At 54.9% G+C, this 21,597-nt stretch carries 24 protein-coding genes and 2 tRNA genes; 8 read left to right on the top strand and 18 right to left on the bottom strand.

All coding sequences use genetic code 11. The annotated features are described in order from the left end of the window. Window positions 1-116 precede the first annotated feature (116 nt). Window positions 117-659, top strand: a complete 543-nt coding sequence (locus tag CSR02_RS09845; RefSeq protein WP_042786272.1) for a peroxiredoxin — start codon at window positions 117-119, stop codon at window positions 657-659. Between the two features lie 74 nt (window positions 660-733). Here the strand turns inward: CSR02_RS09845 and CSR02_RS16625 are convergent, their stop codons facing one another. Next, window positions 734-877 (bottom strand): hypothetical protein, encoded by a 144-nt coding sequence (locus tag CSR02_RS16625; RefSeq protein ID WP_167384128.1) that lies wholly within the window; start codon window positions 875-877, stop codon window positions 734-736. On the opposite strand from CSR02_RS16625, the gene CSR02_RS09840 reads away from it, so the two are divergent. Continuing rightward, window positions 861-1,394, top strand: coding sequence for a carboxymuconolactone decarboxylase family protein (locus tag CSR02_RS09840; RefSeq protein ID WP_099541525.1), 534 nt, complete (start codon window positions 861-863; stop codon window positions 1,392-1,394). The genes CSR02_RS16625 and CSR02_RS09840 overlap by 17 nt on opposite strands. A 90-nt stretch (window positions 1,395-1,484) precedes the next feature. On the opposite strand, the gene CSR02_RS09835 is transcribed toward CSR02_RS09840, so the two are convergent. The 4 genes from CSR02_RS09835 to ppa form a co-directional block, all read right to left on the bottom strand. Next, window positions 1,485-1,561 (bottom strand) — tRNA-Asp (locus tag CSR02_RS09835). A gap of 149 nt (window positions 1,562-1,710) precedes the next feature. Beyond that, window positions 1,711-2,319 carry a YceI family protein gene (locus tag CSR02_RS09830; protein WP_099541524.1) on the bottom strand — a complete coding sequence of 203 codons (609 nt, stop codon included), beginning with the start codon at window positions 2,317-2,319 and terminating at the stop codon, window positions 1,711-1,713. 85 nt (window positions 2,320-2,404) lie between these two features. Beyond that, the gene (locus CSR02_RS09825; protein WP_099541542.1) at window positions 2,405-3,223 is read right to left on the bottom strand and encodes a DODA-type extradiol aromatic ring-opening family dioxygenase; all 819 of its coding nucleotides are present in this window, start codon (window positions 3,221-3,223) and stop codon (window positions 2,405-2,407) included. A gap of 155 nt (window positions 3,224-3,378) precedes the next feature. Further along, window positions 3,379-3,906, bottom strand: a complete 528-nt coding sequence (ppa, locus tag CSR02_RS09820; protein WP_019088846.1) for an inorganic diphosphatase — start codon at window positions 3,904-3,906, stop codon at window positions 3,379-3,381. A 156-nt stretch (window positions 3,907-4,062) separates the two neighbouring features. Between ppa and CSR02_RS09815 the strand changes: the two genes are divergently transcribed. The 3 genes from CSR02_RS09815 (at window position 4,063) to CSR02_RS09805 (ending at window position 6,523) form a co-directional block, all read left to right on the top strand. Then, window positions 4,063-4,136: transfer RNA gene (locus CSR02_RS09815), tRNA-Ile, on the top strand. Window positions 4,137-4,214: 78 nt separating this feature from the next. Then, entirely contained in the window at window positions 4,215-5,894 is a 1,680-nt protein-coding gene (ettA, locus tag CSR02_RS09810) for an energy-dependent translational throttle protein EttA (RefSeq protein ID WP_042786511.1), read from the top strand. Between the two features lie 125 nt (window positions 5,895-6,019). Next, on the top strand, window positions 6,020-6,523 hold the full coding sequence (locus tag CSR02_RS09805) for a GNAT family N-acetyltransferase (RefSeq protein WP_042786269.1): 504 nt from the start codon (window positions 6,020-6,022) through the stop codon (window positions 6,521-6,523). Between the two features lie 57 nt (window positions 6,524-6,580). On the opposite strand, the gene CSR02_RS09800 is transcribed toward CSR02_RS09805, so the two are convergent. The 7 genes from CSR02_RS09800 to queA form a co-directional block, all read right to left on the bottom strand. Next, window positions 6,581-7,204, bottom strand: a complete 624-nt coding sequence (locus CSR02_RS09800; RefSeq protein ID WP_052013455.1) for an MlaC/ttg2D family ABC transporter substrate-binding protein — start codon at window positions 7,202-7,204, stop codon at window positions 6,581-6,583. A 27-nt stretch (window positions 7,205-7,231) separates the two neighbouring features. Beyond that, window positions 7,232-8,080 (bottom strand): MlaA family lipoprotein, encoded by an 849-nt coding sequence (locus CSR02_RS09795; protein WP_095045765.1) that lies wholly within the window; start codon window positions 8,078-8,080, stop codon window positions 7,232-7,234. 245 nt (window positions 8,081-8,325) lie between these two features. Continuing rightward, window positions 8,326-9,153 carry a TerB family tellurite resistance protein gene (locus CSR02_RS09790; RefSeq protein WP_042786268.1) on the bottom strand — a complete coding sequence of 276 codons (828 nt, stop codon included), beginning with the start codon at window positions 9,151-9,153 and terminating at the stop codon, window positions 8,326-8,328. 78 nt (window positions 9,154-9,231) lie between these two features. Then, complete coding sequence (locus CSR02_RS09785) at window positions 9,232-9,477, bottom strand: ribbon-helix-helix domain-containing protein (protein WP_042786267.1); 246 nt, start codon at window positions 9,475-9,477, stop codon at window positions 9,232-9,234. Next, window positions 9,474-10,577 carry a tRNA epoxyqueuosine(34) reductase QueG gene (gene queG / locus CSR02_RS09780; protein WP_099541523.1) on the bottom strand — a complete coding sequence of 368 codons (1,104 nt, stop codon included), beginning with the start codon at window positions 10,575-10,577 and terminating at the stop codon, window positions 9,474-9,476. The genes CSR02_RS09785 and queG overlap by 4 nt, the downstream gene beginning before the upstream one ends. A 34-nt stretch (window positions 10,578-10,611) precedes the next feature. Further along, window positions 10,612-11,772, bottom strand: coding sequence for a tRNA guanosine(34) transglycosylase Tgt (tgt, locus tag CSR02_RS09775; protein ID WP_099541522.1), 1,161 nt, complete (start codon window positions 11,770-11,772; stop codon window positions 10,612-10,614). Continuing rightward, on the bottom strand, window positions 11,769-12,851 hold the full coding sequence (gene queA, locus CSR02_RS09770) for a tRNA preQ1(34) S-adenosylmethionine ribosyltransferase-isomerase QueA (protein WP_099541541.1): 1,083 nt from the start codon (window positions 12,849-12,851) through the stop codon (window positions 11,769-11,771). Before queA ends, tgt begins: the two co-directional genes overlap by 4 nt. Window positions 12,852-13,021: 170 nt before the next feature. On the opposite strand from queA, the gene CSR02_RS09765 reads away from it, so the two are divergent. Both CSR02_RS09765 and CSR02_RS09760 read left to right on the top strand, forming a co-directional pair. Further along, the gene (locus CSR02_RS09765; protein ID WP_042786264.1) at window positions 13,022-13,234 is read left to right on the top strand and encodes a hypothetical protein; all 213 of its coding nucleotides are present in this window, start codon (window positions 13,022-13,024) and stop codon (window positions 13,232-13,234) included. A gap of 19 nt (window positions 13,235-13,253) precedes the next feature. Then, window positions 13,254-13,751 carry a kinase inhibitor gene (locus CSR02_RS09760; RefSeq protein WP_042786263.1) on the top strand — a complete coding sequence of 166 codons (498 nt, stop codon included), beginning with the start codon at window positions 13,254-13,256 and terminating at the stop codon, window positions 13,749-13,751. A 53-nt stretch (window positions 13,752-13,804) separates the two neighbouring features. On the opposite strand, the gene CSR02_RS09755 is transcribed toward CSR02_RS09760, so the two are convergent. The 6 genes from CSR02_RS09755 to CSR02_RS09730 all read right to left on the bottom strand — a co-directional run bounded on the left by CSR02_RS09755 (window position 13,805) and on the right by CSR02_RS09730 (window position 21,011). Beyond that, entirely contained in the window at window positions 13,805-15,907 is a 2,103-nt protein-coding gene (locus CSR02_RS09755; RefSeq protein ID WP_099541521.1) for a hypothetical protein, read from the bottom strand. Window positions 15,908-15,966: 59 nt separating this feature from the next. Beyond that, complete coding sequence (locus tag CSR02_RS09750) at window positions 15,967-16,716, bottom strand: methylenetetrahydrofolate reductase (RefSeq protein ID WP_099541520.1); 750 nt, start codon at window positions 16,714-16,716, stop codon at window positions 15,967-15,969. After that, entirely contained in the window at window positions 16,713-17,627 is a 915-nt protein-coding gene (locus tag CSR02_RS09745; RefSeq protein ID WP_042786260.1) for a bifunctional methylenetetrahydrofolate dehydrogenase/methenyltetrahydrofolate cyclohydrolase, read from the bottom strand. The genes CSR02_RS09750 and CSR02_RS09745 overlap by 4 nt, the downstream gene beginning before the upstream one ends. 118 nt (window positions 17,628-17,745) lie before the next feature. Then, window positions 17,746-18,894 (bottom strand): GNAT family N-acetyltransferase, encoded by a 1,149-nt coding sequence (locus CSR02_RS09740; RefSeq protein WP_099541519.1) that lies wholly within the window; start codon window positions 18,892-18,894, stop codon window positions 17,746-17,748. A gap of 19 nt (window positions 18,895-18,913) precedes the next feature. Continuing rightward, complete coding sequence (locus CSR02_RS09735; protein WP_099541518.1) at window positions 18,914-19,378, bottom strand: RidA family protein; 465 nt, start codon at window positions 19,376-19,378, stop codon at window positions 18,914-18,916. Between the two features lie 76 nt (window positions 19,379-19,454). After that, on the bottom strand, window positions 19,455-21,011 hold the full coding sequence (locus tag CSR02_RS09730) for a TSCPD domain-containing protein (RefSeq protein WP_099541517.1): 1,557 nt from the start codon (window positions 21,009-21,011) through the stop codon (window positions 19,455-19,457). A 210-nt stretch (window positions 21,012-21,221) separates the two neighbouring features. Between CSR02_RS09730 and CSR02_RS09725 the strand changes: the two genes are divergently transcribed. Continuing rightward, on the top strand, window positions 21,222-21,590 hold the full coding sequence (locus CSR02_RS09725; RefSeq protein ID WP_042786256.1) for an NADH:ubiquinone oxidoreductase subunit NDUFA12: 369 nt from the start codon (window positions 21,222-21,224) through the stop codon (window positions 21,588-21,590). Window positions 21,591-21,597 lie beyond the last annotated feature (7 nt).

Raw genomic sequence — 21,597 nt, 5'->3', positions numbered from 1 at the left:
TCATTTTGATATAAAATATTCATTGGCTTAAATGAAAAAGCCGCGCCATACAGAACAACGCAGCCGGCGGCGCGTTGGTGCCGCATGGTGTGTGCCAAGCTAGAAGGAGCAAGATTATGCTGACAGTTGGCGATAAATTTCCAAGCTTTGATCTGACCGCCGTTCCCGGTGGCCCGGAAGGCCTGAAGGGCGATTTCGTTCAGATTTCTGACAAGAGCGATGCCGGTAAGTGGAAGATCGTATTCTTCTGGCCGATGGACTTCACGTTCGTTTGCCCGACAGAAATCGTGGCTTTTGGCAAGCTGGCCAAAGACTTTGCTGATCGTGATGCCGTTGTGTACGGTGTGTCTATCGACAGCCAGTTCGTGCACCTTAACTGGCGCCTGCATAAGGAAGATCTGAAGGATCTGCCGATTCCGATGCTGGCTGACGTCAAGCGTGAGCTGACAGAAGGCACAGGCGTGATGGCCAAGGAAGCTGGCGTTGCCCTGCGCGCAACCTTTGTTGTGGACCCACATGGCGTGATTCGCCACGTGTCCGTCAACGATCTGTCTGTTGGTCGTAACCCGCAGGAAATCCTGCGTATTCTGGACGGTTTGCAGAGCGACGAGCTGTGCCCGTGTAACTGGAAGAAGGGCGACGCCTTTATTAAGGCCTGAGCCTGAAAATTTCATCCGGCCTGTGGGGCGGATGAGGCGGTGCGGGTGGCATATGCCGCCCGTTGCCTTCTTCTTTATGGAGAAGGCGGTAGCTTTATGTGGGTTACCAGCTGTGCCAGATACTGGCGCAGTTTGCGCAGCAAGGCTGCGTTGGCGCTGTGCGTCTGATTTTTCTGAACAATCTGAATACTGGAAAAAGCTATGTCCATTGATGACATCAAGGATCGGATTCCTGATTACGCCAAGGATCTGCGGCTTAATCTGAGCTCTCTGGCCAATGATGTAACACTTACCCCCCAGCAACTTGCAGGTACGTTTGTGGCCTCTGCCCTTGCTGCGCGGAATGATGACGTTACAAAAGCAATTGTAGAGCAGTTTAGCGCAACACTTTCGCCAGAAGCGCTTACGGCAGCCAAATCAGCCAATGCCATTATGGCCATGAACAATATTTACTACCGCTTTGTGCATATGGCGGGTGGTGAATATTCCCAGATGCCCGCACAATTGCGCATGAGCGTTATTGCACGCCCAGGTGTGGAAAAGGTTGATTTTGAACTGTGGTGCCTGGCTGTTTCCGTAATCAATGGGTGTGATTTGTGTGTCAGCAGCCATGAAAAGATTGTGCGTGAAGCTCTGGGGGCCTCTGCCGTGCAAACAGCCGCACGTATTGCAGCCACCGTACATGCCGTGGCCGTTACGCTACAGGGCGCCAATGCTTTAGGGGATAAAGGCTAAGCTGTTTTGCTTCCGGCTGCTATGCAGCCGGACAAAAAGCAGGTGGCGCCAGCTTTAAGTTCTTAAAAACAATATTTTGAGAAATTAAAGTGGCGCGAGTGACGGGGCTCGAACCCGCGACCTCCGGCGTGACAGGCCGGCGCTCTAACCAACTGAGCTACACCCGCAGTTTCAACGCGCTTTCGTGCGTTGGTATGTCGGGCTTTATAGCGATGTTTTCGCGTTTGGCAACAGGGTTTTCATAAAAATTTTCATTTCAGAAAACTTTTCTGCCTCCAAGCGCAGAAAATCCGCAATTTCTTTTGAATGGAATGGCTTAATTTGCCTTTTGAAACGCCCCGGCAATCGAAAGATGCACCTTGTCCGCCACCATAGGCACATAGGTTGTTATGCCATAAGCGCTGCGCTTTAGCTCCCCATTGGCCTGAAAGCCCACAGTGTAGGTTTTGTTCATGGGGTTTTGCCCAGCACCTATAAAACGTGCATGCAGGGTAAGGGGCTGGGTAATACCATGTAGCGTAAATTGCCCTTCAATATCGGCTGTATCTGTGCCTGTTGATGTGATTTTGGAGGAAACGAATTTGGCATCTGGGTAATGCGCCACATCAAACCATTGCGATGTTTTCAGTTCTTCAGTCAGTTTGCTGCTGGGTGTGAGAAGGCTGCTGACAGGGATGGAAACACTGAGGTGGGATGTTTCGGGCTGCATAGGGTTGAGTGCCAGCGTGCCCGATGCGTTTGAGAAAAAGCCAGAGTAATTTGTAAACCCCAGATGAAGCACGGAAAACACAATCTGCGTGTGGGTGGGGTCCACCGTGTAGGTTCCTTGTTCAACAGCAGAAAAAGCAGGTGCGGCCTGAGCGGCGGACAAGGCCAAAACCAGCCCGATAAAAACAAGGGGTGGGCGCAGGAAAAAAGTGCTCATGATCTGTTCCTCGGGAAACGCTCGGATTCTCAAAAGGAAAAGCTCATGAGCATATGAAAAGTTGCCGGGGAGATTTGTGTTGTTTCTACCCGAAGCGAAAACCCGCCAGCGCTTTCCCCATGATTGTATCTTTGTACGTGCGAATCCCCTTGTCTTTCCCGGCCGCACCGGCAGCAACCATAAGTGGAAGCAAATGCTCCTCCCGTGGGTGGCAGATGCGTGCGCCGGAGGCGGAGGCCCAATGTATAAGCTGGGAGGTGCGTTCTGCCGGTGGGGCCGTCATGGCTTTTTCCAGCCATGTATCAAACTCTTGCGCTGCCTGATTGGTGACAGGAGAACCGTTCATGAAGTGGCGCAGATTATGGTACGTCATGCCTGTACCAACAATCAGCACATTCTGGGCACGTAAAGGTTCCAAAGCGGCCCCTAAGGCAATATGGGCCGCAGGATCCATGCTTTTCAGCAAAGAGAGTTCCACAATCGGAATATCGGCTTCTGCAAATGCCAGCATGAAGGGAATGAACACGCCGTGGTCAAACCCGCGTTGGTCATCTGTTGTGCAGGGTATGCCTGCAGCGTGCAAAAGCTTGCAAACAGCGGTGGCCAGCGGAGGGCTGCCGGGTGCTGGATATTGCAGCTGATATGTATGTGGCGGAAAGCCATAATAATCATAAATCAGGGATGGATGAGGTGCAGCCGTAAGGGTGGGGATGTTTTCTTCCCAATGGCCGGAAACTACCAGAATGGCATCGGGTTTGCGGGGCAGGGTGTTTTGTGTGTTGCGCAGATACGCCGCCATTTTGTCCCAGGTGTTGGGCCAGTCCATAAAGAAGCAGGGGCCGCCACCATGAGGGAGAAAAAGAACAGGTTGGCGTAGGGTAAGGGAAGAGCCCGTTACAGGCATGCTGGTTTCTCCAATATTCATCCCATATTTTGGAGAGAAAGCATGTGCTTGATAAGCGGTTTTCTGGGGGCACTATTTTATGCACGCTATAAGGCAAGAAAAAAGCTGCGGGGCAGAAGCCGCGCAGCTTTTTGTAAGCAGAATGCAAACAGGGCTTATTTGCCTTTTGCAGCTTCCAGAGCTTTTACAATGAACGCGCCTGCTTCTTCCTTCGTGCCCCAACCGGTCACTTTCACCCATTTGCCTTTTTCAAGGTCTTTGTAGCGGGTGAAGAAGTGCTCAATGGCCTGCACGGTAATTTCTGGCAGATCGCTCACGCTTTCCACTTTGGTGAATTGCGGGTGCACTTTATCGTGCGGCACGCAGATAATTTTTTCGTCTTGACCGGATTCGTCTTCCATCTTCAGAACGCCAATGGGGCGGGCGCGAATCACGCAGCCAGGCACAACATTGTGTGGGGTCAGCACCAGGGCGTCTGTCGGGTCTCCATCAGCGGCCAGCGTGTTGGGGATAAAGCCGTAAGCTGTGGGATAAGCCATGGGCGTAAACAGGAAACGGTCCACCACAAGGGCGCCGCTTTCCTTGTCGATTTCATATTTGACAGAAGAACCCTGCGGAATTTCGATGACGACATTAATATCAAACGGCACATCTTTGCCGGGAGAAAGTTTTGAAACGTCCATTGAAGACTGCTCCAGAGCTGAAAAATTGAAGGCGGCAAACCCTATCTGGCAGAGGCCCAATTGCCAAGAGTAATGCGTTTTTCATGCCAAATAGCAGTTTTCAGCATAGAAACCCTTGCCAAATCACTCAGGTTGCGTAATCAGGAACCCGCCTGCGCGCCCGTAGCTCAATTGGTTAGAGCGGGCCGCTCATAACGGCTTGGTTGCGGGTTCAAGTCCTGCCGGGCGCAGGCGTAACAGCTTGCTGCGCCAATGTGGTCGCACCCGCCTTTTTATCTTACCCATCCGCATTACGGGAGTTCATTATCATGGCATCCTATCAATATGTTTATGTCATGAAGGATCTGACAAAGTCCTACCCCGGCGGGCGTGAAGTGTTCAAAGGCATCACGCTGTCCTTCATGCCGGGTGCCAAAATTGGCATTTTGGGTGTGAACGGTGCGGGTAAGTCCACCCTGCTGAAAATCATGGCCGGAATCGACAAGGAGTTCGGCGGTGAGGCATGGGCGGCAGAAGGTGTGCGTGTTGGCTATCTGGAGCAGGAACCGCAGCTGGACCCCAAGCTGACCGTGGGTGAAAACGTGGCACTGGGCTTTGGTGATCTCAAAAAGGCCGTAGACCGGTTTAATGAGATTTCCGCCCGCTTTGCCGAACCCATGGAAGATGAGGAAATGAACGCCCTGCTGGCTGAACAGGCCGAATTGCAGGAAAAGATTGATGCCGGTGATGGCTGGGAGCTGGACCGCAAGCTGGATATTGCGCTGGATGCCCTGCGCTGCCCGCCCGCAGATAGCCCGGTAGATAAGCTCTCTGGTGGGGAACGCCGCCGTGTGGCCCTGTGCCGCCTGCTGCTGGAAAAGCCTGACCTACTGCTGCTGGACGAACCCACCAACCATCTGGATGCTGAAAGCGTTGCGTGGCTTGAACGCACGCTGAAGGATTATGATGGCACTGTTATGGTCATTACCCATGACCGGTACTTCCTAGACAACGTGACCAACTGGATTCTGGAAATCGAGCGTGGCCGCGGTATTCCGTTTGAAGGTAACTATTCCTCCTGGCTGGAACAGAAGCGTAAGCGCCTGGCACAGGAAGAAAAAGAAGAAAGTGCCCGCCAGCGTGCATTGGCTGCGGAGCAGGAATGGATTAACGCCAGCCCCAAAGCTCGCCAGACCAAAAGCAAAGCCCGTATTACCAAATATGAGGAAATGCTGGCCGCCAGTGCAGAAAAGGTTAATGGCGTTGCGGATATTGTTATTCCGCCTGGCCCCCGTTTGGGCGGTACCGTTATTGAAGCCGAAAACCTGACCAAGGGCTTTGGTGAGCGCCTGCTGATTGATAACCTTAACTTCAAGCTGCCGCCGGGTGGTATTGTAGGGGTTATCGGCCCGAATGGTGCTGGTAAATCCACCCTGTTCAAAATGATTATCGGGCAGGAAAAGCCAGATGCGGGTGACCTGAAAATTGGTGAAACCGTAAAGCTTGGCTACGTTGATCAGTCTCGTGATGATCTCGATGCGAACAAAACCGTGTGGGAAGAAATTTCTGGCGGCACGGATGTGATTTATCTGGGCAAGCGGGCTGTGCCTTCACGCGCTTATGTCGGGGCCTTCAACTTCAAGGGTTCTGACCAGCAGAAAAAGGTTGGCGTGCTTTCTGGTGGTGAGCGCAACCGCGTGCATCTGGCCAAAATGCTTCGCCAAGAAAGCAACGTGATCCTGTTGGATGAACCCACCAACGATCTGGACGTGGATACCCTGCGTGCGCTGGAAGACGCGCTGGCAGAGTTCCCCGGTTGCGCTGTGGTGATCTCGCATGATCGCTGGTTCCTGGACCGCCTGGCCACGCATATTCTGGCCTTTGAAGGCGATTCCCACGTGGAATGGTTTGAAGGGAACTTCCAGGCGTATGAAGAAGATAAGCGCCGCCGTTTGGGGCCAGAGGCAACAGAACCCGGCCGTATCCAGTACAAACCTCTGGCACGCTAAGTAAGGTTTATAGAAGCCCTTACTTATTAGTGGGCTTCTATCCTGATGAAGGCACCATGCATTACCAGCAGCATGCGGAAGTAAAAGGGAGGGTATTACCTTTCCTTTGCTGCAAGGCGTGAATTGTGGATTCGCGTTCTGTCAGAACTCCACGCCTGCTGCTTAAGCCCGTAACATGGCGGGATATGGAAGATATGGTGCGCCTGAAAGCAGATGGCGGTGCCTTTGGCCGTATGCTGGGGGGTGTGCGCAGCCGCCAGCAGGCGGAACTGGAAATGGCGGATGATATTGCCTTCTGGGCCTGCCATCGGGTGGGTATTTTTACCATTCATGAACATGGCCGTTTTGTCGGGATGACAGGTATTCATGATCGGCCAGATGGGCGTGGGTTCGCCTTGCGTTTTGCGCTTTTTCCATGGGCCAGCGGGCGCGGTATTGCGCGAGAGGCTGCAGGGGCTGCCCTCAACTTTGCGCATGATGCCGGGCTTAATAAAGTCATAGCTGTGGCCGCGGAAAATAACATCGCATCCCGCACCATTCTGGGTGGCATAGGTATGCGGGTGGAAAAAACGTTTCAAAGAGATGGGCAGACAATGCTGGTTTATGAAAGCACCTGGCCCAAACCATAAAAAAAGGCGTTCCTTTTGGGGAACGCCTTTTTCACAAACCAGAAAATCGAGTCTGCGTCAGTTTGCCTGTGTATGGTGGCTGAGCTGGCGCTGTAGCGCATCCAACAGCGCACCTACGTTGCCGCCATTGCGTGCGATGTAGGAGGAATAGTCATTCCGCTGTGTCAGGCGCAGGCTTGCACCTTCACCAATAACGTCCACAACTTTGGGGCTGCCAGAGGCTTCACTGACAATCCACTGCATAGCTGCGGCAGGCTGCTGCGGGCGCAAAAGCGTGCTATCCACGGCATATTCATCTGCACCGGTGCTAGTGACATTGCCCAGTGTAAAGCTAACGCCGCGGTATTCACCCAATTTGTCTGTAATGGCGTTTACCAGAACCTGATGGAACAGGCCCAGATAACGCTGCTGTTGATCTGGAGAAGCTGTTTTCCAGTAACGGCCCAGACAATAACGGCCGATACCATCAATATCGACATTCTTCTGCACCAACGGCAGAACTTTTTCTTTCTTTTCAGCCAGCGGAATGGGGCTGTTTACAATGGCAACAAGCTGGTTGCCAAAGACCTGAATAAACTGTTTTGCATTTTCCGCAGCGCGTGCAGGCGCGGAGAAAAGGCCACCCGCGCAAAGCAGGGCAAAGGCACCCAGAATAACACGGCGGCTTGAAAGAAATTTCATGTCTGTGTACCCTTTTGGCTGTTTTTTTTAATGGTACCAGTCTGGCACGGTCGCGCGGTTATCATTCTTGATGGCTTCGGCCTGCGCCCGACGCTGCTGCTGATAGGCACTGCGAATGGTGGCGTAAGGATCCAGTGCATCACGTTCCAGCGCATCCAGTTCATCCAGATGCTCAGAACGTGCATGCACAACCCCAAACAGGTTATAAGCCCAGTTAAAGCTGACCAATCCGTATCCGCGCGGCACATAGTCCCACGGGGAAAGACCCTGGTCAATGGCATAGCCAATGCCATCACGGATAGAAGATGGCCCCATGGGCAAAAACAGATATGGCCCAGCGGGAATGCCCCAGTTGGCCAGTGTCATGCCGGCATCGTTATCATGATGCGGGAATCCGGCCATTTTGGCCACGTCAATCAGGCCGCCCAGCCCCACAGTCATATTAACGCACCAGCGTACAAACATATCGCCTGCACGGCGTGGCTTGCCTGCCCCCACATCGTTAAAGAAGACGGAGGGTTCATTCATGGTTCTGACAAGGTTGCCCAGTGAATTACGGACAGGGCGCGGCACAGCCCACACATAAGCCTTGGCCATGGGGCGCAGGGCCCATTTATCGAACTTCATGGTCATGTTGAACATCTTGCGGTTCAACGGCTCGTACGGATCGTTAGCGGCTTTATATTCGGCCAGAGCATCCGGATCTTTGGGTACGGGTGCCTTAATGGCGCTGCATCCTGCCGTGCTCAGCAAGACGGCGGCTAGGCAGAATGTGCCCAGACGAAAACGGCGCTGTGCCGAGGAACCTTCCCGCGTCTGACTTTTTTTTGCCTGCGCGCGAGGGCGGAGCCTTGAGCCGTTCCGTCCTGAAATCATTGCCACCTTTACCTTTGCTCTGTGACGACCGTCTGGCCCTTGCTGTGTGCAGGCCAATTGTTGCCGCTTTCTCTACCACGAGAAACCAGCGGCGCAATGGCAGGGCATACTTGCATAACAAACAGGGGCGTAAAATAGACCTGTGCATGCACCCTTGGACAGACAGAGTGAGAGATTTTTGTACAACCTGTTGCCAGAAAGTCGCACTTTCTATCTGGCCTCAAAAAGAAAAGAGAATCCTGAAATCAGAGGCCACGATCCCGCTTGATAATGTCCCACGCAGCATTGATGCGTGAAATTTTGACGGAGGCCGCTTCAATCTCCACCGCGCTGGCATTACGGGCGAGAAGAATGTCTGGATGATATTGCCGTACCAGTTTTTTCCACAGGGCACGTAATTCTTCATTGGAAAGATCAGGCGTGGCACCCATCACGGCATAGGCGTCATCTTCCGCCATGGCTGGGCGTGTACGCCCATGTGCGGCGCGTTCCCACGCCCCACGGCTTAGGCCGAACAGGGCGTGTACGCGCTTGAGAAAACGTTCTTCTTCTGGCGCCAGGGGGGCGTCAGCTGCCAGATCAGCCCGTGCAATGGCAAACAGAATGCCCATCAGGTCTTCCAGCGGCCGTTTATCTGTTGTGTAAACCTGGCCCAGCTCACGCGCAAAAGCTTCGTAATCATCCGTACGCTGGCGTGCCATATCAAACAGGCGCCCAACTTCACGCATGTTTTCATCTGGTACGCGGAATCGCGTTTTGAAAGCGTTAATTTCCCGCCGGTTTACCGGTGCATCACATTTTGCCAGCTTGGCGCTAAGAATAACGCAGGACAGCCCATAAAGCTGTTCCTTCTTGCCAAGGGCTGCGGCCAGTTTGGCCGCCACAAAAGTGGCAGCGCCATTTGGGTCCGGCCTTGAGCGCGCAGCCCATCGGTCGCTCCATCCTCCTGTTGGGGGCTGAAGAATCGCACCTGTATCTGCCGCATGGCCCAGTGCCGTGCCAACTGCTGCGCCAACCGGGCCGCCTACGGCAAAACCGGCTACGCCACCAAAAATTTTACCCCAGATTGCCATAGCGTCAGTTTATCACGTTCTGGCATCCTGCCCAAACACCCTGATGCAAAGAGAGGGCGCGGCAGTTCTGCGTTAATTTCAGGGGCAAGGAGTCGTGCTGGGGGAAAGCTGCTGTTTCAGACATTCCAGCGCATAAACGCGTAAGGCAGAAGCAAGGGATTGCTGCGGTGTACGGGCAGCATCCACTTTTGTGACCAGTTGCGGCAGTGTTTGCTTTTGTTGATGAGCAATGTCTTCCAGCACGTTCCAGAACGTGCTTTCCAAGGCAACGCTGGTATCATGCCCTGCCAAAATCAGGCTGCGTTTACGTAAATGAGGGCTCAAGCTGTCTCTCCCATAAGGCGCTGCGTGGCCCACTCTGCCGCTTCTGCCACAACGGCGTCCGGGTCTTGCTGTAGAATCTGGGCATAGGGCAAAAGGTCTGCATGGCCAGAATTGCCAATAGCTATCAGCACATTCCGTATAAACCGGTTGCGCCCGATACGTTTGATGGGAGACCCAGAAAACATGCGCCGGAAGGCCGTATCATCCAGTTGGCTGAGTGTTGCCAGTTCTGGCGCTATCAGATCTGGCCGGGGTTGCAGTTTGATATGGCGGGATGTCTGGGCAAAGCGGTTCCATGGGCACACGGCCAGACAATCATCACACCCATAAATATGTGTGCCAATGGCTTTGCGTAGCGGGTGAGGAATGGGGCCAGCATGCTCAATGGTTAGGTAGGAAATGCACTTGCGCGCATCCATTTGATAAGGTGCGGGAAAAGCCTGTGTGGGGCATGCATTCAGGCAGCGGGTGCAACTTCCACAACTTCCGCCAGAATCGGCGGAAGTTGGCAGTTCCAGCGTGGTGTAGATTTCACCCAGAAAGAGCCAGCTTCCATGCTGGCGAGAAACCAGATTGGTATGTTTGCCTTGCCAGCCAAGTCCGGCTTGTGCTGCCAAGGGTTTTTCTGCCACGGGTGCTGTATCAACAAACACTTTTACATCTGGGGCTGTGGTCAGCATCATCCGGGCTTCCCGCACCACAAACTGGGCCAGATGTTTGAGCATGCCTTTAACAATATCGTGATAATCACGGTGGCGTGCATATACGGAAATATTGCCGCATGTGCGATTCTGAAGTGTCTCCAGCGGATTCTCGGCCGGGGCGTAATTCAGGCCCAGAGCAATAACACTACGGGCTTCTGGCCATAGAGCGGTGGGTTGACTGCGCTGCTCTGTGCGCTCTGCTAGCCAGCCCATTTCACCATGATAGCCCGCGGCCAGAAAATCTTTGAGCCGCGCCCGCACTTCTGGCCCCAGATGGGCGGGGCAGAAACCTATGGCATCAAACCCCAATTCCAGCGCCTTTATGCGTATCTTCTCCGCCAGTTTTGCGGTGGGTGCAGCAGACTGGGACGGATGTGCAAAAGGTGCTGCGGTCATGAACTTCTAAAGAGTTGCGGTTGAAGGCGCTTGCTCAGGGAACAGGCGGCAGGCTGGGTTGGGGCATTTCATCTTCTGTCCAGTCTTCGGCGGCCCATTCTGCACGTAACGTGGTGGCCAATGCATCCAGCCGTTTTTCCACAATTGCCTGCCGGATCTGGCGCATCAGGCGCTGGTAGTAGGCAATGTTATGCCATGTGAGCAGCATGGGGCCGAGAATTTCATTGGCGCGGAACAAATGATGCAGATAGGCGCGGCTATGGCGTGAACATGCCAGACAGTCACAGTATGGAGAAATGGGGCGTGCATCGGTGGCATGGCGCGCGTTGCGCAGGTTTAGTGTACCGCGCTCGGTATAGGCGCGGGCGGTGCGGCCTGCGCGTGTGGGCATCACGCAGTCAAACATATCCACACCGCGTTGCACGCTGCCCAGCAGATCATCCGGTGTGCCTACCCCCATAAGGTAGCGCGGCTTGTCCTGCGGCATAATGGGTGTTGTGGTGTCCAGCGTGGCGAACATCAGTTCCTGCCCTTCGCCAACTGCCAGGCCACCAATGGCGTAGCCTTCAAACCCGATATCCGTTAGTGCTTTTACGCTTTCTGCACGCAGTTCGGGTTCCGTGCCGCCTTGCACAATACCGAACTGACCATACCCTTCGCGCTGCACATAAGCCTGACGGGAGCGCGCAGCCCAGCGCATGGAAAGCCGCATGGAAGCCGCAATGGCTTCCGGCGGTGCAGGCAGGGCCGGGCATTCATCAAAACACATGGTGATGGTGGCATCTAGCGCGTGCTGAATGTCTGTTGAACTTTCTGGCGTGAGCCGATGTTCGGACCCATCAATATGGGAGCGGAAGGTCACGCCGTCCTGATCCAGCCGCCTGAGTGCCCCAAGGGACATAACTTGAAAGCCCCCGGAATCTGTCAGAATCGGGCCGGGCCAATCCATGAACTTATGTAGGCCACCCAAGGCACGTATGCGTTCCGCCCCCGGACGCAGCATGAGGTGATAGGTGTTGCCCAGAACAATGCCCGCACCGGTGGAGCGCACGGCATCCATGGTCATGGCTTTTACCGTGCCAACTGTGCCAACCGGCATAAAGGTGGGGGTGGCCACAGGGCCGTGGGCTGTGTGCAGCATACCGGCGCGTGCAGCGCCATCTGTGCTTTCACACGTCCAGTTAAAGCGGGTCATTCTACTGTTCCGAGGTGGTGGGCATGAATGGAATGGGCGCAGCGCAGCAGGCAGGCATCGCCGTAGGAATAAAAGCGGTAGCCACTGGCAACGGCATGGGCATAAATCTGCCGAGCGCGTTCTACGCCAGCAAAGGCGGAAACCAACATAAACAATGTAGAGCGCGGAAGATGGAAATTGGTGAGGAGCACATCCACAGCCCGGAATTGATAGCCCGGCCGAATGAAAATGGAGGTTGTGCCATCAAACGGATGCACAATGCCGTTTTCATCTGTTGCGGTTTCCAGCAGGCGCAGGCTGGTTGTGCCAATGGCAATAATACGTCCGCCAGCCTTACGGGTGGCGTTAATACGCTCTGCTGTTTCCGAGGTGATAATCCCGCGTTCTGAATGCATTTTGTGGTCAGAAATTTCAGCTTCCCGCACGGGCAAAAAGGTGCCAGCGCCCACATGCAAGGTAAGTGTACAGCGCTGGGCTCCCGTGGCCTCTATGGCTTTCAGCAAGGCGGGGGTGAAGTGCAGCCCGGCTGTTGGGGCGGCTACAGCCCCTTTGTTACGCTCAAAAATAGTGGCGTAATCGCTGGTATCCTGCGCAGTCGGGCCTTCAGGGCGGTGAATATAAGGGGGCAACGCCAGTGCTCCCGCTTTTTGCAGGAACGTATCAAAGGCATCTCCTTCCGCACTAAAGCGGAGCACAGCGCCACCACCGGGTTCCAGTGCCAGCACGCGGGCTGTGTCCTGCACGTTGGGGAACATAATAATATCACCAACCTTAAGCCGACGTGCATTGCGCACCAGAACATGCCAACTGCCATCTGGCTGAATCTGGTCCAGCGTAATGCCAATTCTGGCTTCTCCGCGCAGGCCATGCAGCTGGGCGCGAATAACGGCTGTGTTATTTGCAACCAGCAAATCACCCCGCTTTAAAAGTGCAGGCAGATCACGGATACGCCGATCAGCAAACATGCCAGGCTGTGTGGCATCCAAAAGGCGTGCGGCCTCGCGCGGGCGGGCGGGTTCCTGCGCAATCAGGCTTTCTGGAAGATGAAAATCAAAATCTTCGGTGCGGTTGCTGCTCATGATGGCACCGTTTACGCAATCGGCTGGGCCAAGGCCAGAGGCAAAGGCGCAGTTCTGCGGATAGCATGCAACCTGTAGGGGTTGAAGAGAGGGCATGCAGGGGCCAGATTCTTTTTTTAGAAACGCCGGAGGGTATTCCGGTGCATATATATTTTAAAGGATGACGATTTATGTCTTACGCTCTTTTGGATGCCGCACGTGTTGCCAAGGCTGCTGAAGTTTCTTTGGGCGTGTTGAAAACAACAGATGAAACCACAGAAGCCCACCAGCGTAAGGTTATTATGATTGAACGGATTGAAGCGCTGGCAAAAGCCGCAGCCGAATCCAAAGCTGGCGTTACGCTGACATCAGAAGAATTCTGGCTGATCAGCCGCAACTGGTAACAGTACGGGAGCCACTTTTATGGCATTTGTTCTTACAAGCCCCGCTTTTGTAAACGGAGATACACTGCCGCAAGAGCAGGTTTATAACGGCATGGGCCAGCACGGGAAAAACCTTTCTCCCGAGCTGGAGTGGAAAGACGCTCCCGCAGGCACCAAAAGTTTTGTGGTGACAGTGTATGACCCAGATGCCCCCACCGGGAGCGGTTGGTGGCATTGGGTGGTGGTTAATATTCCTGCCACTGTTACTGCATTGCCCACGGGTGCGGGGTCTGCTGGGGATAAGTTGCCAAAAGGTGCCTTGCAGGTGCGGACAGATTTTGGTGTGCCCGGTTATGGGGGCGCCGCCCCTCCGCCAGGCCGCGTGCACCGTTATATCTTTACGGTTTATGCGCTGGATGTGCCGACCTTGGATGTGAAAGAAGATTCCAGTCCAGCCTTGGTGGGTTTTATGGTGAACCATCACAAGTTGGCTTCTGCCAGTCTGACAGCTCTGTATGGCAGTGGTTCTCAAAAATAATCACTTATTCCCCTGAGCTGACATGCGAGTTCAGGGGAATGTGCAAACAGCGTTTAACGTATATGCGCCTTAAGGTCGTTTAACACATTTTCTGGCGTTACAAGCCCTGCCTGGTCATGGTGTGGGATAACCAGCATGGGTGGTCCATCGTTGAGGAAGCGGATGGAAAGCTGTGCCCAGCGAGAGGCCACAAACCGGCGGAACATCTGTGCCAATGTGCAGCGGTCCATATCCGTATGGTACGGATTGCTGGGCGCGCAAACCGTATTTAGATAATCGCTCATAAACGCAGCAATGGCTGGCACAAGCTCGGCCTCGCCAAAATAGGCCAGATCTGTGTTCATGCTCCATGGCGTGCCATATTGCTGCTGGCCGTTGTCATCAAATTGGGTCAGGTCAAAGCCATATGTTGCATGGGCCTTCATGTCCCGTAGCAGGCTGATAAAATTGGCCGGAAAATACCCTGCACAATCTCCTATCAAAACAGGCGTTCTGAATTGGGCGGCAATATCAGGCAGAATCAGATAGCGTAGGGCAGGCTCCAGCATGGTGGCGTCTGATCTGGTTTCTCCATGCCCGAAACTGAGCCGTAATGTTGTGGAATGTTTTTCCAACCATTCAGAAACGGTGGAAAGAAAAGTCAGTTGGTCCACTGTTGGATGTGCAACGCCAAGGCAGAGCTGGATTTTGCCCGCAGACCGATCTTCCCGGCAGGCATGAATAAGTGAAAGCACAAGCCCCGGCACCACATCAAAATGTTTTTCCGTGCAGGCAAAGGACAGGCACGTGCCCGGCTGTTCTTCTGGCATGCTGAAGTGCCATTGCCAGTTTGCCACACCGGTCACGTCTGGTATGGCCCGGCTGGCCAAGCGCCCACATTCGTGCATGCTGAGCCACGAAAACACGCCCTGATCATACTGTGCGGGGGTCATGTTATCCTGCACAGCCAGTTTGCGGGCAATGGCATAATGCGTATCTGCTTCAGCCTGTAGGCCAGCCAGCCAGCTTGTATGCCCCAGCCCCAGTTCTTCCCACCAGCTCAGGCCATTCAGCCGGGCTTCGGCAGTCAGCAGGCGCAGGCGGTTTTCTATGTCCAGTTTCTGAAAAGCCTGTTCAAACAGACGGCTATATACACGCCGAATATCCGGCCCATTCTTGGCTGCAAGACGCATGGGCATGAGCAGCATGTCAAATGGCGTTTCAAAGGCAGGAAGGCCGATGCTGGAGAGGGCTGCAGGCACCAGTAACAGAGCATTTTCACCATTCTGTTGCCGTGTCACTAACGGCGCCAGCAGCGGGCCTAGATCCCGATCAGGATAGCGGGAGGTCAGGGCCTGTTCCATCAGCTTGGCGGCAGTATCGTTATTTTTGGTGCGCAGGGCCAGAACTGCAGCCATCCACTGAAGTTCAGAGCGCGTATCATGCTGGCGGGCAATTGTTAAAAAGCCATCAGCTAATTCCCACTGCCCGAAAAGAGCGCAAAGGCGCGCCAGATGTATGCAGGTGTTTGTATCCCGCGGGGTGACACTCAGGCGTAAAAGCTGTTCGCGCAGATCTTCCAGCGTGGCCCATGGTGTTGTGGTAGGGCGCAAAGTTTTGGTTTGCAAAAGATGCAACAGATCTTCCACCAACCCGGAAAGCACACGAGAAGGGCAGGCTGTAAACGTGACTTTTTCCGGTGTCGCATCTGTCCAGAGTGTTATGGTATCTCCCTTGCGTTCCGCCTGTAGCTGTTCTGCGGGCCATTTATGCCCACCCAAATGCACATGATGTTCTGCACACGTGGCACGGCCGACAAAACGGGCCTTACAGTACCATTCCTGCTCTGTCAGATCGCGCAGGATGGAAAGCAGTTCTGGGGACAAAAGCAGAAAATGCTCCCACGTGGCGCAAAGTGGCGCCACGTCAAACAAAGTCTGCTCCCGGCTGGAAAGATAGCCTTTGCCCGCCCGCACAGAAACAAGCGGACGGTTTGCAAAGTTTTCTATGGGCTCTGCTGTGGTAAATGCCTCACCGGGGCTTAATGCCGTAGATTGCTCATCCAGCGTGGCTGGTGTTGTGCCACGCATAAACGCTTGCGCAAAGGAAACTGGATGGAGGCGTAAGCCCGTATAACCCACCAATGCGCCATGCCAGGAGAGAAGGTAGAATGGCATGGGCTGGTCCTATGAAATAATCTGGTGGGAGGAAAAGATACCGCAGGAATGCACGGTTTTTATGCCACAGCATCCCGTAACGCAGGAAGGTAATGCTCCAGCTTGATGCGCACTGGCATAAGGTAAGCCTTCCCTTTTTCCTGCGCCAGTTCCTTCAGCACCGTTTGCGCAAACTGGATATTGGCTTCCAGCGTGGGGGAGAAATCATGCGGGAAAACAACGTGGTTTGTTGTTTCCCAATAAGAGCGGGATTTGGGGCCAATAACGGGGGAAAGGCCCCAGAATACACATTCGTTCTGCAACCATTCGCGGCACAGGTCAAACAGCTTCATGTCAAATACAGGCTGCGTGAAAAAGCCAATGGCTCCGGCTTCTTTCTTGCGGGCCACATCTTCCAGCTCTTTCCATGGGGCGCGACGATACGGGTCGAACGCCGCATACACTTTCAGATGTGGTGCTTCCTGCCGGTAGCGGCGGATAATGCTTTCCGTGCTGTTGGGGTAAGTGCGGTGGCTCAGGTCTGCCGGTGGGTCACCATGCACCACCAGAATTTCTTCCAGCCCAGGTTGATCTACACCGGGCAACGGCGCGTTTGGCGCAATATCTATGGCCCGAATATGCGGGATAACGTTGCCAAACTGAGGGTGCACAAGGGCTGCGGCATCCCAACTGCGTAGGGGAAAGCGCATCAGATCAGGAATATTCAGCGTATCTGCAACCGGGAAGGTGGCTTTAACTGTAGCCACATCTGCGGCCAAGGCCTCAGCAGAACGCGGGATCAACTCAACCGAAAGGCGTGAAAGGCTCATTCCGCGCTCCCCTCAAGCTGCAATTTGGCAGCGGTTAGCGTATTTTTCAGCAGACAGGCAATGGTCATGGGGCCAACGCCACCCGGAACAGGCGTAATGCGCCCTGCCACCTTGACCGCTTCATTAAATGCCACATCCCCTACAAGACGGGTTTTGCCATCATCGGTTTTGATACGGGTGATACCTACGTCAATCACGGTAGCGCCGGGCTTAATCCAGTCTCCCCGCACCAGTTCACGGCAGCCGGTGGCCACTACCAGAATATCGGCTTCGCGCGCCAGTGCGGCTGTATCACGCGTGTGAATATGCGCGATAGAAACCGTGCAGCCCTCTGCCAGCAATAGCAAAGCCATGGGCTTGCCCACCAGGTTAGAGGCCCCGATAACCACGGCGTGCTGGCCTTTCATATCGCCCAACTGGTCACGCAGCAGCAGTAGGCAGCCCAACGGTGTGCAGGGAATAAGAGAGGGCAGCCCAACAGCCAGACGCCCCGCATTGATCTCGCCCAGGCCATCCACATCCTTTTCAGGTAGAATGGCGTTGGTGACACGGCGGCCATCCAGCCCGTTTGGTAGCGGAAGCTGCACCAGAATACCATGAATTTCGGGGTCTTTGTTCAGGCGGTCTATCAGCGCCAGAAGTTCGGCTTCCGATGTGTTTTCGGGCAGCATGTGCATGAAGGAGCGCATGCCCGCATGATGGGTCTGCACAGCCTTGTTGCGTACATACACTTCGCTGGCAGGATCATTCCCAACAAGAATAACAGCCAGACCGGGGGTTACACCATGTTTCTCGTGAAACGCCAGAACATCCTCACGGATATGCTGGCGCATTTTGGCGGCAAAGCCTTTGCCATCAATCAGGGAAGCCTGATGATCGGAGGGAAGGGAGGAGGAAGATGCGTTGGTCATGGAGCTGCCAGTTGATCATGCAGAAGCGTGTGGAGTTTCTAGCCGGGGCATACGCAAAAAAACGCTAAACGACAACGCTTTCCCCAGCATAAGCCTGATATGTGCGGGAAATTTCAGGTCATGTTGCGCTCTGCCGGTAGGGAGAAAGGGCGGTAAGTGCCTCGGCTTCTGCCAATATGGCGGGGCGTTCGGCTTGCAGAAAAGCTTCTACCCCATTGCGTAGAGAAGGGTTTTCCAGCCAGTGGGCAGAGTGTGTGAGGGCGGGCAGATAACCACGTTGAATTTTATGTTCACCCTGAGCGCCGGCTTCTACCCGTTTGAGGCCATGGGCAATGGCAAAATCTATGGCGCGATAATAACACAGTTCAAAATGCAGGAATGGCCAGTTGCCAACGCAGCCCCAGTTGCGACCATATAATGTATCGTGCCCCAAAAGGTTCAGGGCTGCGGCAACGGGTATGCCCTCATGCCGTGCGATCATCAGCACAACACGGTCTTGCAGGCGTTCAGAAAGTAGCGGGAAGAAAGCGGGCGTCAGGTAAGCATTGCCCCATTTTTTATCAATTGTGTTTTGGTAAAATGTGTAAAAGGCCTGCCAGTCCTCAGGCGTAATTTCTGATCCACGGAGGGTATGAAAGCTCAGCCCTGCAGCATTGGCATCACGCCGCTCGCGCCGGATGGTTTTGCGTTTGCGGGATGAAAGTGTTTCCAGAAAATCATCAAAACAGGCGTAATTCTGATTGTGCCAGTGATACTGTAAACCTAAGCGCGGGAGCCATCCTCGTTCAGTCAGAATATTACTTTCCTGCTCAGTGCAGAATGTTACATGGGCGGAGGAAAGTCCCGTATCATGGCAGATCTGGCGCAGGGCGTCTGCCATAACCGCTTGGGTTTCTGCCGGTGCATCTGGCCGCGTTAAAAGGCGTGGGCCGGGTGCCGGGGTAAAGGGAACGGCAATTTGCAATTTGGGATAATAGCGTCCGCCAGCGGCTTCAAAGGCACGTGCCCATCCTTGGTCGAACACATACTCGCCCCATGAATGGCCTTTGATATAGGCGGGGCAGGTGGCGGCCAGTTGTCCATCTGGCCCATGCAGGCCGACATGCTGAGGCAGCCAGCCTGTTTCTTGGCGTACGGAACCGCTATCTTCCAAGGCAGAAAGAAAGGCATGGCTGATAAATGGGTTGTCCGCCCCCGCACAGGCATCCCACTCCGTTGCCGGAATGGCGTGGATACTGTTGTGCAGAGATACGGACCATTCAGCCATGTCTGTTTGTCCTGCAGGTTCAGCCGATTTCGAACAGCCCTTCCACTTCAATCGGGGCGTTCAGCGGCAGGGAAGGTACGCCAACGGTGGAGCGTGCATGGCGCCCGGCATCACCAAAGACAGCAACAGCCAGATCAGATGCGCCGTTCATGGCGGCTGCGTGCGCGGTAAAGTCTGGCGTGCAGGCAATAAAGCCACCCAGACGCACCACGCGCTTTACGCGGGAGAGATCACCCACAGCGGCGCGCACCTGTGCAATAATGTTGATCATGCAGTAACGCGCAGCTTCAACTGCTGTTTCAACAGAAACAGCATCCCCCAGTTTGCCGGTTGCAAACAGCTTGCCATCTTTAAGTGGCAACTGGCCAGAAACCACCAACAAAGATCCCGTTTGTACACAGGCCACATAGTTGGCAACCGGTGCAGCCGGGGTTGGAAGTTCGATACCAAGTTCAGCCAGGCGGGATTCAGGAGTGCTCATCACGCTGTATTCCTTGTGTTAAAAAGCTGGGCAGGACACAGAAATCTGCCCTTTGCCCAGCAGAATGGACCCTATGCCGTTAGCAGACAAGCCGCAGATTACGGCGTTTGCGCCCAGTGGGCGGCGTATCATCGGCTTCTGGCAGATCAAGCGGCAGAAGTGGATCTGGGTCAGATTGCGTATCCTGGTGTGGGCCATCTGGCAGCCGAATACCCAGATACGTGTCAGATAAAGCCCGGAAGGCGTAGTCCAGCATGGATGTGGCGTAGGAGGCAACCGGGTCTCCTTCCACCGTGCCGGCCGGGCCAAAGCAGGTATAGGCAAAGTTTTCCACAAAGGCTTCCAGCGGGGCACCGTATTGCAGGCCAATGCTTACGGCTTCTCCCAGACTTTCCATCAGCCCGCGCACCATGCTGCTTTCCCGCGTGGGGGTAAGAGCCAGTTCACCCAGCGTGCCATCTTCATATTCCCCGGTGCGCAGGAACAGGCGATGCCCGCCAATAGTGGTTTTTTGGGTAAAGCCACCATGCCGCGGGGGTAGGGTGCGGCGCACGCCGCGTTCCAGCTTGTTACGGATGGGCTGGTTCTGCACGTCTGGCCGTGCGGGCATGCGGTCTACAAACCCGGTTAAGGCCCGATACATGGCCAGGTGTGCATTGGGGCCGGGCTGGGGGAGCACAGTTTCACCTGCCAGCGCGGCGGCTAAGGCTGTTTCAACTGTAAAACCACGGGCTTCCAGCCGCAGTAAGGCGCTTCTGGAAAGCTTGCCATCGGGCCGTAACATGGAAAAAGCCGGGGCCAGCCCGCAGGCTTCTACACCCAAAAGCCCGTCTATTGGGTTAGAGCAGGAAAATCCTGTTTCCACAGGTGCCAGAGGCGTTTCTGTTTCTACCGCAGCTTCGTTCCACACAGCGCGCAAGGTTTCCCCCAAGCCAGGCAGGACGGTGCGTACAGGTGGCAGCGGGAGAGATTCCGGCCCCCGGCCTGCATGGGCGGTCAGGGTGGCCAATGCGGCAATGGCGCATGCGGCGGCGCGTCCATCCTCACTATCGTAATCCAATCCCACGCCAGCAAGGCAGGCATCCAGATTGGTCAGCAGAATATCGCCTGCCAGTGGGGTGGCTGCCTGTTCCTCAGCTGGCGCGGCAGGTGTGGCTTGTGCCTGTTCTGACGCAAACAGATCTGGTAGCGGCAGTTCACCATTGCGCTGGTTGGCCAGTGTGCTGGCAGCATGGCGCAATACGGAGCAGATCAGCCGCAGTGCTGCAACAAATGTGCGCGCGGCAAACCCTTCACCGGGGGAAACAAAGGCTGCCAGATTAACTATAAAGCCCGGTGGCCGATCAAAACGGCAGTGCCATACAGCCTCCGTTGGCGCGGCCTGCCGCGTGAGCAGCATCCATACCAGGGAACGTGCCGTGGCATCATCTGGTGCCAGCGCATCAATCCAGCGGGAGGCAAGGCTGGGCAAATCCAGCGCTTCATCTCCTGGTACAAGCTGGGCCAATGCCGTTGCGGCATCTGTATCCCATTCTGCGGGCAGCGTAACGGAGCGAAGGGGAGCGTCCGGGTCTGCTGCGGCCTCTAGCGTGCTCATCAGCACGCCATTCCAGTGGCGTCTGGCTGTTGCGTTCATGCGGGGCAGTTTATCGTTTTCGCCCTGCGCCTCGGAACCCGGAATCGTGCTGCCAAAAGGCGGTTAACACTCTGCATAATGAGGATATGGGGGATAACTTTTTGTGAAGTCCCGCTTCTTGCCGCAATACGGGCTGATCGAGCGCAGTTGATCAGGCGCATATGCATATTTCATGGACCAGTGCGGGGGTGGAGTCCTATCATTCAACACATGGCAAACTTTGGAACATGGCTGCATACGCGCCGAAAAGGGCGGCTGGTTGGCAAGGATGCCGATGGCCGCAGTTATTACGAATCCACTGGCCCGGCCCGGCAGGGTGGGGGTGTGGAACGGCCCGAACGTTGGGTGATCTACCTGAAAGGGGAGGATGCCTCTGCCGTGCCGCCAGAATGGTGGGGGTGGCTGCATCACACGCTGGATGCGCCTATTCCGGCAGAAGAACGCAAGCCGTGGCAGTTGCCATACCAACCCAACATGACAGGTACGGCACAGGCATACAGGCCACCGGGCAGCCTGTATTCTACGGGTCAGCACCCTCCTGCCACAGGAGATTACGAGGCATGGACACCTGATGCGTGATCTGCCG

This window comes from Acetobacter pomorum, assembly GCF_002738225.1.
GTDB lineage: Bacteria > Pseudomonadota > Alphaproteobacteria > Acetobacterales > Acetobacteraceae > Acetobacter > Acetobacter pomorum.
This window is presented reverse-complemented; position numbering and strand designations above follow the sequence as displayed.